This is a genomic window from Cryobacterium sp. RTC2.1, from assembly GCF_035018685.1.
In the GTDB taxonomy this organism is placed as follows: Bacteria; Actinomycetota; Actinomycetes; order Actinomycetales; family Microbacteriaceae; genus Cryobacterium; species Cryobacterium glucosi.
This window is the reverse complement of sequence record NZ_JASJXJ010000208.1, coordinates 1-5,465: the sequence shown is the minus strand read 5'-3', so window position 1 is coordinate 5,465 and position 5,465 is coordinate 1. Positions and strand designations below refer to the sequence as shown.

General features: G+C 70.3%; 4 protein-coding genes. 1 reads left to right on the top strand and 3 read right to left on the bottom strand.

The features are described from left to right. Positions 1–161: 161 nt before the first annotated feature. On the bottom strand, positions 162–2,876 hold the full coding sequence (locus QN357_RS17650; RefSeq protein WP_322136196.1) for a LuxR C-terminal-related transcriptional regulator: 2,715 nt from the start codon (positions 2,874–2,876) through the stop codon (positions 162–164). A 48-nt stretch (positions 2,877–2,924) separates the two neighbouring features. Beyond that, complete coding sequence (locus QN357_RS17645) at positions 2,925–4,037, bottom strand: hypothetical protein (protein WP_322136195.1); 1,113 nt, start codon at positions 4,035–4,037, stop codon at positions 2,925–2,927. A 238-nt stretch (positions 4,038–4,275) separates the two neighbouring features. Between QN357_RS17645 and QN357_RS17640 the strand changes: the two genes are divergently transcribed. After that, on the top strand, positions 4,276–4,848 hold the full coding sequence (locus tag QN357_RS17640) for an HhH-GPD-type base excision DNA repair protein (protein ID WP_322136194.1): 573 nt from the start codon (positions 4,276–4,278) through the stop codon (positions 4,846–4,848). Between the two features lie 63 nt (positions 4,849–4,911). On the opposite strand, the gene QN357_RS17635 is transcribed toward QN357_RS17640, so the two are convergent. Then, positions 4,912–5,465, bottom strand: a 554-nt coding sequence (locus QN357_RS17635) for a hypothetical protein (protein ID WP_323505287.1), incomplete at its 5' end; no start/stop codon positions are given.

Below are 5,465 nucleotides of genomic sequence, written 5' to 3'. Positions count from 1 at the left end.
GGGGCGGCGGGGGGGGCCGCGCGGGTGAGGGTGGATGTCGTGATGCTCATGAGAGGCTCCGATGTTCTGCGTGACCCAGGCGGTTGCCTGAAGACACCCTGAATCTAGGGAGACATGTGATGACGGGGCATCACTCCACGTGGTGATCCCTGTGGTGATTGTCAGACGAGGCCGAGCTTTTCAGCGCGACGGATCGCATCCGCCCGGTTGGTGACCTCGAGTTTGCCGAAGATATGCCGGGTGTGGGTGCGCAGGGTGTTCACGGAGACGTACAGTTCGCGGGCGATCTCGGGCCCGCTCAACTCGGTCGCCAGAAGCCTGAGCACGTGCAGTTCGCGTTCGCTCAGCGTTTCGGCGAGCGGCCGGGCGGATGCCCCCGGATCGTCCTCGCGCACGAACGCCGCGCTGAGGCCGCGAGCATAGTCGGGGGCGATTCCCTCGTCGGCTGCCGTTCGGAGAAGCGCGGCCATCGGCTCGCCCTCGTCCAGGAAGAGCCGTACGTACCCCTCTGGTTCCGCCTGGGCGAGGGCGCGCGCGAGCGGGCGGAGCGCCAGGTCCGTGTTGCCGGCTGCCGCGTGCGCCAACGTCTGCAGGACCAGGATCTCGTTCACCCGGCCGGCGCGGCCACCGGCATCCGCCGCTTCGAGCAAGCGGTCGAGCAGGGCCGCTGTCGCGTCGAGGGAGCCGGCCTGTGGATCGGACGTGTGCCGTGCGATCGAGAGCCTCGCCAGCGTGAGGTGGTCGAACTCGCGCAGGTAACCCGGCGCATCCGTTGTCGCGAGCCCCTGGCTGTCTGCCCAGCCCTGGGCATCACCGAGCCGTCCCTGCTTGATCCAGAGCCTGGCCTTCATCGCGGCAAGAGGCCGCACCTCCGGGAAGAACCCGGGCCGGTACAGGCGCTCCGCGGCGCCGAGCGCGTCAAGGGCGTCGTCGAGTCGTCCCTCCGCCTCGTCGATCCGGGACATCGCGGCGAACCAGCGATACCGGTTTTCGGGCAGGGACGCCCGCTCGCCGAGTGCCTGGCCGATCAGTAATTGCTCCCGGGCGGCGGGCAGGTCGGAGCGTTCACGAAGGAGCTCACTGACGGCGACGTGGAGGTCTGCCGTCGACTGGGGAACCGGCTCTCCCTGTTCCGCCGCGAGGCGCAGGGCATCCTCGCAGGCGCGCTGGGCGTCTCGCAGCCGCCCCTGTTGGATGAGGAGGTCGGCCATGACGATCGTGGTGCCGAGCATGTCGGCCAGGTTGCCGGATCGCCGGAGGCTCGTCGCGACCTCGCCGAACGCGTCGACCGCGGCGCCGAGGTCGCCGACGGCCCAGGACGCCAGCCCGAGAAAACCGGATGCTGCGCCGCGCCCGAAGTGGTCGTCGGGGCCGGTGAGATCGAGGGCCCGGCGCGCCTGCACCTGGGTTCCCGCGACGTCGCCGCGCGCCTGTGCGACCGCGGCACGGTACAGGGCGATCGTGACGGGGAGTATCCGCAGTTCCGCGCCTGCTGCCGAATCATGGGCCGGCGTGCCGTCGTCCGTTGGTGCGCCGAGAGCCCGCTCGGCGTCCGCCAGCAACGGTTCGACGGCATCCACATCACCGGACACGAGCAATGACCAGGCGCGGTAGACGCCCAGAACGGGCCTGCGCCTGATGACGTCGCCCGGAAGCAGCGCGAGCCAGCCGAGCAGGGTCGCATCCTGCCTGCTCTTGCGCACGCCGGGCACCGTCGACTCGATCACCCTGGCGGCCCGCCCGAAATCCCCGGCGGCCAGGGCCTGAGCGACTGCATCTTCCGGCAGCCCATTCCGTTCGAACCACTCGCTGGCGCGCCGGTGCAGGTCCGGTACCCGGTCGGGACCGTCCGCAAGCACGCGAGCCGTCAGCACGTCGGCGAAGAGGTGGTGATAGCGATACCACTCGCGCCGGTCGTCGAGGGGGACGACGAAGAGGTTGTCCCGCTCGAGGGCCGCGAGCATCTCGCCGCTGTCGGAGCGACCGGTGACCGCGTCGCACAGGGGAGCGCTCAGTCGGCCGAGGATCGCGGTGTCGAAGAGGAAGGCGCGGACGTGATCGGGCTGGCGGTGCAGCACCTCTTCGGCGAGGTAGTCGATCACGAACCGGTGACTGCCGGTGAAGCCCTGGATGAAACCGCCCACGTCCGAGCGGTCCCGCATGGACAGTGCCGCAAGCTGGAGGCCTGCGATCCAGCCCTCCGTCCGGGTGTCGAGGGCGGCGACGTGCGCGGGGGAGAGCCCCAGGTGCATGACCTCGTTCAGGAACGCTGCGGCCTCATCGGGAGTGAAGCGCAGGTCCGCGGCACGCAACTCGGTCAACTCGCCCCGCGCGCGCAGCCTGGCCAGCGGCAGGAGCGGGTCGGAGCGACTCAGGATGGCCAGGTGCAGGTTCGGCGGCAGGTGATCGATCAGGAACACGAGCCCGTCGCGGATCGTGCCGTCCTCGATGAGGTGGAAGTCGTCGAGCACCAGGACCATCGGGTGCTGTGCTGCCGCCACGTCATTGATGAGCGCGGCCATCGTGCCCTCGATCGACGAAAGCGGAAGTGCGTGTGCATCCGCGGCGACCGCGGGATCGGCTCGGTGCAGGGCCGCTACGAGGTACGTGAGGAACCGTGAGGGATCGTTATCGCTCGCGTCGAGCGAGAGCCAGGCGACACGAGCGCCGGGTTCACCGGCCACGGTGTCGGCGATCCACTGGCTCGCCACCGTGGTCTTACCGAATCCGGCCGGCGCCGACAGAAGAGTCGCCCGGTGACCGGCGCGGAGCCCCTCCCGCAAACGCGCGATGAGGCGGGGGCGGGAGACGGCGTTCGGTCGGGGCGACGGGATGAAGAGCTTCGTGGCCAGAACGGGCAGGGGCGATTCGCTCATTCGCTCATCAGAGCACCTCGGCCGGCTTTCGGCAACAACGGCGCCGCGTCACGTGGCGGGCACGGCGGCGACATTGAGCGCCTCGATGTCCGCATAGAGTCGTTCCACCTCCGTGCGCGCCGCCGGGGCTGCGGCTTCGGCCGCGTCGAGTTCGCTCTGACGCTGCGACTGGTCTGACTCCCTCGTCGCGAATTCGGCCAGTCTGCCGGCCAGATAGCTACCATACGGCTCACCGCCCGCGGTGCCGCCGGAGTCTGCAACGTAGGTGCGGGCGCGGACCTCCGGGGAGAGAGCGTTGTACTCATCGGCCTGCCGGTTGTACCAGGCGCGGTCGGCGGCCAGTTGCGCACGGTCGGCCTGCAACTGCGCGCCCGCGTCCGCGTTCGCCTGTTCCCGGATGGCGAGGGCATCCGCTTTCGCGCTGTAGTCGGCCTCCAGGCCGTCGCGGAGGGCGCGGTCGGCGTCGTGGATCGCGACGAGCGCACCCCGGTCGCGGAAATAGCGGGCGTAGTACGCCTCGAGCGCCGGGTCGACCGCATCGGCGATCTCGGTCCCGAAATACGCGAATTCCTCGGTGGACCGGTTCTCGGCCGCCGACCCCACCGAGGAATCGACGCTGGCCTGAATCGGGTCGTCCGCCGCAATGGTGGACCAGCGCTTGTCGAGGAGCGCGTCGAGGCGCGCCTGCTCGACGGACGTGAGCCGGGCGTACGCGGCGTGCAGGAACTCGTGGGCAGCCGTCACCACGATCTGGTCGGCCAGCCTGGCGTCGGTGGGGCGGAAGATCGCTATCCGTCCGAAGTGTTCCCCGAGACCGTAGAAGCAACCGACGGTCGCGAAGTCCCCGTGGACGGTCCCATCCGGTGTCCCTTCGCAGGCCTTGCGAAAATCACCGCTGTCGAGGAGCTGCGGACGTGTGGTCAGGAAGATATCCCTGCCTTCGTCACTGAAGCCGATCCGGTCGGCGATCGGCGAGAGATCCGCCGAGAGCGAGTACGCTGCGGAACCAGCGAGCGGGCTCGATGGGAGGTAGGTGGCGGCCAGCGTCACACCGGCGACGGTCCCGAGCACGATTCCGAAGACGGTGCCCCGCAGTCGCCACCGGGGCGGTCGCCGCGCCGGGCGCGGGGCCCAGTCCTGGCCGGATTCGAAGAGCGTCACCCGCGGAGTATGACACGCGCGCGTGAACCAGGAGGCATCCGCTCCGGTCGGCTCGCCCCTCATGCCCCGAAGGCGGGGTACCGTCGCCGATGCACCCTGATCGGCAAACCGCGCCAGCCGTTTCGGGCGCGGGCTGCCGAAGCGGGCACGCTGATCACTCCGGCAGCCGCTGTCGCTGCCGCTGGTTTCTCGCGGCGTCGACCGCGCGGCCCTGCCCCGCCGGTGCCACAATGGCGGCATGACGCTGCACATCACCGGCGACGACGCCTCAGACGCCCTGCTCAGCGAAGACCCGTTCGCCCTCCTGGTCGGGATGCTCCTGGACCAGCAGGTACCGATGGAGACGGCATTCGCCGGGCCGGCCAAGATCCGGGACCGGATCGGCACCCTGGAACCCGCGAGGATTGCGGCGCTCGACGCCGATTCCTTTGTCGAAGTCTTCCGAACGACGCCGGCCGTGCACCGTTTTCCCGGCTCGATGGCCGGACGGGTGCAAGCGCTCGCCGAGGTCGTCGCGCGGGACTGGAACAGCGACGCCTCCGCGATCTGGACCTCCGGGGCCCCCGACGGCGCAGAGGTGCTCCGTCGACTCAGGGCGCTGCCCGGTTTCGGCGAGCAGAAGGCGAAGATCTTCCTGGCCATCCTCGGGAAGCGATTCGCTCTCGCCGCGCCGGGCTGGCAGGAGGCGTCTGCGCCGTACGGGCAGGACGGCTCGCACGCATCCGTTGCCGACATCGTCGATGCCGAGTCGCTCGCGCGGGTACGGGAGACCAAGCGGGCGGCCAAGGCGGCCGCGAAGACGACGGCCTAATCTCGTCGTTACGCCGTTACGGCCATTACAGGAGGCGGATGCCGGTGGCCGGCTGAGTCCGTGTCAGCAGTAGAACTGGCCGAGGCCGGCGGGGGCCGCGATCGCGGACAACACGCCCCCCTCCCCGACGAGGGCAGCGCCGCCGTACGGCTTGCCCTCCGCGTTCCGGCCGGCGACCTCGAAGACGAGGGGACCGGTGCCGTCGTTGTACTCGTCGATCTTCTGGTCGGCGGGGAGATTCGCGGCGCTCGCGGAGACATCCGTGCCGACGACGAGCCCCGTGCTGGACTGCACGGTCACCCCGGCGGCGCCCACCTGCGCGGAGCGGGCCTGGACTGTCCAGGTGTAGAGCGGCGGGCTCTCGGTGTCTGGAACGTTGACGAGGAACCCGGCGGCCCAGGAGTACGTGGTTGCCGCCCCCGAGCAGCCGGTCTCGGGGTCGGCGCGGGCCACGGTCGGCGCGACCCCGATCGCCGCGGAGAGGAAGGCGACCATGGCCGGGGCGCCGTCGGAGTACGGGGTTGTCGCGATCGTCGCGCCGGTCGCGTCGATGGTGCTGACGGTGAGCGCGCCGATCGAGAGGCGGGCGGCGCTCGCCGTGGCTGTGGGCGCAGGCG

Coding starts and splice junctions, on each gene's coding strand:
- QN357_RS17650 (WP_322136196.1), bottom strand. CDS start 2,876: ATGAGCGAATCGCCCCTGCCCGTTCTGGCCACGAAGCTCTTCATCCCG.
- QN357_RS17640 (WP_322136194.1), top strand. CDS start 4,276: ATGACGCTGCACATCACCGGCGACGACGCCTCAGACGCCCTGCTCAGC.